This is a genomic window from Microcystis sp. M_OC_Ca_00000000_C217Col, from assembly GCF_007095585.1.
Classification (GTDB): domain Bacteria; phylum Cyanobacteriota; class Cyanobacteriia; order Cyanobacteriales; family Microcystaceae; genus Microcystis; species Microcystis panniformis.
Window position 1 is genome coordinate 1 of record NZ_SFBV01000121.1, and the last position, 4,307, is coordinate 4,307.

The 4,307-nt window shown below is 46.2% G+C and carries 6 protein-coding genes and 1 tRNA gene; all 7 read left to right on the plus strand.

Translation table 11 applies throughout. The annotated features are described in order from the left end of the window. A partial coding sequence (locus tag EWV66_RS07225) for a carbonic anhydrase (RefSeq protein WP_287108283.1) occupies positions 1-594 on the plus strand: 594 nt, incomplete at its 5' end. A gap of 228 nt (positions 595-822) precedes the next feature. Beyond that, positions 823-1,185: a 50S ribosomal protein L19 gene (rplS, locus tag EWV66_RS07230; RefSeq protein WP_002738040.1), complete on the plus strand. Its 363-nt coding sequence runs from the start codon at positions 823-825 to the stop codon at positions 1,183-1,185. Between the two features lie 101 nt (positions 1,186-1,286). Continuing rightward, positions 1,287-1,359 (plus strand) — tRNA-Trp (locus EWV66_RS07235). Between the two features lie 124 nt (positions 1,360-1,483). Next, the gene (gene secE, locus EWV66_RS07240; RefSeq protein WP_002765998.1) at positions 1,484-1,720 is read left to right on the plus strand and encodes a preprotein translocase subunit SecE; all 237 of its coding nucleotides are present in this window, start codon (positions 1,484-1,486) and stop codon (positions 1,718-1,720) included. After that, a complete protein-coding gene (gene nusG, locus EWV66_RS07245; RefSeq protein WP_002765996.1) occupies positions 1,717-2,334 on the plus strand; it encodes a transcription termination/antitermination protein NusG in 618 nt (205 codons plus the stop codon). The genes secE and nusG overlap by 4 nt, the downstream gene beginning before the upstream one ends. Before the next feature lie 3 nt (positions 2,335-2,337). Then, positions 2,338-2,763, plus strand: coding sequence for a 50S ribosomal protein L11 (gene rplK / locus EWV66_RS07250; RefSeq protein WP_002761138.1), 426 nt, complete (start codon positions 2,338-2,340; stop codon positions 2,761-2,763). A 55-nt stretch (positions 2,764-2,818) separates the two neighbouring features. Continuing rightward, entirely contained in the window at positions 2,819-3,532 is a 714-nt protein-coding gene (gene rplA / locus EWV66_RS07255) for a 50S ribosomal protein L1 (RefSeq protein ID WP_052277567.1), read from the plus strand. Positions 3,533-4,307 lie beyond the last annotated feature (775 nt).

A 4,307-nucleotide genomic window follows, 5' to 3' on the forward strand; every position in this document is an offset into this window, starting at 1 on the left:
AACGCTCTCGGCATCGAGCAAGTGATTATCTGCGGTCACTCCCATTGTGGAGCGATGAAAGGTTTATTAAAATTGCAGAGTCTGGCCGATGAAATGCCTTTAGTTTACAATTGGTTAAAACAAGCAGAAGCTACTCGACGTTTAGTTAAGGATAATTACAAGGAACTAGAAGGAGAAGAACTGATCGAGGTGACAGTAGCAGAAAATGTTCTCAATCAGTTAAGTAATTTGCAAAGCTATCCAATTATTCGTTCCCGATTACATCAGGGTAAATTATCTCTACACGGTTGGATTTTTCGGATTGAAACCGGCGAAATTTTAGCCTACGATCCCATCCTACACGATTTTGTTGCTCCCCATAGTAAAATTACCCATCCCGAACCAGAAGACAATTTACCCCCCAGTCGTCACCTTCCCAATAGTCATCCCTTCAAGATTTCTGAGGATTATATCAGGACTCATGCCGAAGCAAAAAAAGCGACTCCTGCGGTTAATACTGTGGCCAAAAAGAATGGCTCCTCGACCCAAAAACCGGGCTATACTTATTTAGAACCCTCCCAAGCCGATCGCATTTATCGCGGTTCGAGAAGTTAATTAGGGATTAGAGAAATTCTCTAGAGATGTACTTATTACCGTCTCTAGAGTGGCAGTTAATGGCAAGAGCCTTCGCAGTTGATAATGACCGTAATCCGGGACAATCAGCCTGACATCTGGTGACAGCATCGGCAAGTCAGCAACGCTCAGTGTTAGGAAAGCTAATAGCTATTGCTTTTTACTCAAAAAATATGGTATGATAGAGAATTGTCAGTTTTACGGAAGCCGATGAAAACGGAAGAGATTATCAAATCAATCGAAGCCGAGTATCTCAAGAGCGATCTGCCCATTATCCATGTCGGTGACACGATCCGGGTAGGGGTGCGAATCGTCGAAGGAGATAAAGAGCGGATTCAGCCCTACGAGGGTATTGTCATCGCCAAACGCCATGGCGGTATCAACGAAACGATTACAGTACGCAAAGTCTTCCAGGGTGTGGGGGTAGAAAGAGTCTTCCTGCTCCACTCGCCGCGGGTTGCCAGTATCAAGATCATCCGTCGTGGTAAAGTACGCCGGGCGAAACTCTACTATCTGCGCGATCGGGTTGGCAAAGCCACCAGGGTACAAGAACGTTTCGATCGCCCTCTCTAAAAAATTTCCGGCGACAGCCTAACCAAGAAAGTTGCACAATCGCCAACAACTACGCTATAATAAATAAAGGCCTTAAAAAAGCCAAATCGTTTAGCGAATGGGCGCTCTTAGTTCAGTTGGTAGAACGCAGGTCTCCAAAACCTGATGTCGGGGGTTCAAGTCCTCCAGGGCGCGTTTGGTAATCACCAAGCCGATAACTGCAAAGGACATAATCTAAATGTCTGGGGGTTAGTGTGGGTTGTCCGGTGAAAATGATAAGTTAAGGATAGCTTGAGTATCATTTTAAGGAGTAGCGATCGTGGCCAAAAAAGAAACCCTAGAAAAAGACACGAGCGACAAGAAAGAGGGAAGCTCCTTTCAGGTCAAGGAATTCGTCAATGAAACCAAAGAAGAACTCGCCAAAGTCGTCTGGCCTTCCCGTCAGCAACTTTTGAGTGAATCGGCGGCCGTGATGTTAATGGTCACTTTGGTAGCCACTCTCATCTATCTGATTGATAAATTTTTTGCCTGGGGTGCGGGGAAGGTGTTCCCATGAATCTAGAAGAAGAGCAGTTTCCCGAAGAAGTCAATCTCAGCGGCCTACCGAAAAAACCCCGTTGGTATGCCGTGCAGGTGGCTTCCGGTTGTGAGAAACGGGTCAAAGCCAATTTGGAACAGCGCATCCACACCCTCGATGTGGCTGATCGCATTCTACAAGTCCAGATTCCCCAAGCGGCCACCGTCAAAGTCCGCAAGGATGGTTCACGGCAACACGGTGAGGAAAAAGTCTTCCCCGGTTATGTCCTGATCAGAATGATCATGGATGATGACGCTTGGCAGGTGGTGAAAAACACCCCCCACGTGATCAACTTTGTCGGGGCCGAACAAAAACGCCACTATGGACGCGGCCGCGGTCACGTCACCCCGCTACCCTTGAGTATGTCAGAAGTCGATCGCATCTTCAAACAAGCTCAGATTCAAGAACCCGTCGTCAAAATCAATATGGAAGTTGGCGATCAAATCTTGGTTCTATCCGGTCCATTTAAGGACTTTGAAGGGGAAGTGATCGAAGTTAGTCCCGAGCGCGGCAAACTCAAGGCCCTGCTCTCCATTTTTGGTCGGGATACCCCGGTCGAATTGGAATTTAATCAAGTCGAAAAACAAAACTAAATCATGGCTAAAAAAGTCGTCGCAATTATTAAACTAGCTTTACCTGCTGGTAAGGCTAACCCTGCTCCTCCGGTCGGTCCTGCTTTGGGTCAACACGGGGTGAATATTATGGCGTTTTGTAAAGATTACAACGCTAAAACCGCCGATCAGGCTGGGATGATCATCCCTGTGGAAATCTCCGTTTTTGAGGATCGTAGTTTTACCTTTGTCCTCAAAACTCCCCCCGCTTCCGTTCTCATCCGCAAAGCGGCCGGTGTGGAAAGAGGTTCCAACGAACCTAACAAGAAATTTGTCGCCACCATTACCCGCGACCAATTACGGGAAATCGCCCAAACTAAACTGCCCGATCTTAACGCTAACGACATCGAAGCGGCCATGAATATTGTGGCGGGAACGGCCAGAAATATGGGTGTCAAGATCTCAGACTAAATCTTATTTCGGGGAGAAGTTAAGCTTCGTTATTACCCAAGGAGCAACAAATCAGATGGTAAAAAAAGTTTCACGACGTTTGCGAGATGCCCAGGCTAAGGTAGAAAATAAAGCCTACGAGCCATTAGAGGCACTGACATTATTAAAGGAATTAGCGACGGCGAAATTCGACGAAACCGCCGAAGCTCATATTCGTTTAGGTATCGATCCTAAATATACCGACCAACAACTGCGGACAACGGTAAGTTTACCCAAAGGAACCGGACGCACGGTGCGAGTAGCGGTGATTACTCGCGGGGAACAGGTGCAGGAAGCGAACAACGCCGGGGCCGATATCGTTGGTTCAGAAGAATTAATCGAAGAAATCGCCAAGGGGATGATGGATTTCGAGGTGTTAATCGCCACCCCCGATATGATGCCGAAAGTGGCTAAATTAGGTCGTCAACTCGGTCCACGGGGTTTAATGCCTTCACCGAAAGGGGGAACCGTAACCACGGATTTAACGGGAGCAATCTCTGAGTTTAAAGCGGGTAAATTGGAATTCCGGGCCGATCGCACCGGGATCGTTCACGTTCAATTTGGCAAAGCTTCTTTTAGCGCCGAGGATTTGTTAATCAATTTGAAAGCTTTACAGGAAACGGTGGACAGAAACCGTCCTTCCGGAGCCAAAGGTCGTTACTGGCGTACAGTTTATGTTTCTTCCTCCATGGGGCCATCGATTCAAGTGGATATTAGCACCCTGCGGGATCTGAAATTAGCAGAAGGTTAATGACAGTTATTTTTCTTTGAAAAAGCCTCCAAGGGATTGGGGGCTTTTTTTGGGATTTTATCGAAAATTTGGGTCTAAAACCCCGTCCTTTAGCGTAGCGAAGGACGGCTTGACATTGTTGCTCACATAGCTTACCATAGTAAATGTAGTTTGGTAAGCAAAATGCTAAAAGCGTTCAAGTACAGAATCTATCGTGCGACTCGTTCCTACCAAAAGTCTAACAGACGTGGGTAGGACAAGGTTGAGAACCTTGATAACTCAATAACCGTGAAGGTGAAAGTCCTTCCCTCCAGATGATGGAGTGACAGCATAACCCCTTCCTGTGGAGAACGGTCATCAAAAGGGGAAAAGCGGGGTTAAATGGCAGTAAAGATGAATCTGACATCAAAACCTGTCTAGCATCTAACTATGTGTATGAATAAGAACTTCCGTCAGAAGTATCGTCACTGAAACCTAGCCTACACAGATTATTGGCTGGCAACAAAATGTTAACAAGCTAACGTACTGGGAAAAGATAGAGTTCAACCAGAATCATCTACACAGCTTCGGTATAGAGGAAGACACTAAAGTTAGGAATACGGTTGTTGGGAACGAAGTAATCCTTATGAATCTCTTAGATAGGTCGAAATCTAAGTAGTAACCAGCGTAAGACTCATGGGACTTCCAAAAAATAAACTATTCATCCTCAAGAATAATAATCATTCTCGGAGTGTGGGAGGTAGGGATCGATGGTTGCCCCCTCCTTCCAATTTTGTAGTAGAATTAATCCTGTACA

Excerpts from the sequence above, each read along its gene's own strand:
- rplS (WP_002738040.1), top strand. The coding sequence starts at position 823 with ATGAAAACGGAAGAGATTATCAAATCAATCGAAGCCGAGTATCTCAAG.
- nusG (WP_002765996.1), top strand. The coding sequence starts at position 1,717 with ATGAATCTAGAAGAAGAGCAGTTTCCCGAAGAAGTCAATCTCAGCGGC.
- rplK (WP_002761138.1), top strand. The coding sequence starts at position 2,338 with ATGGCTAAAAAAGTCGTCGCAATTATTAAACTAGCTTTACCTGCTGGT.
- rplA (WP_052277567.1), top strand. The coding sequence starts at position 2,819 with ATGGTAAAAAAAGTTTCACGACGTTTGCGAGATGCCCAGGCTAAGGTA.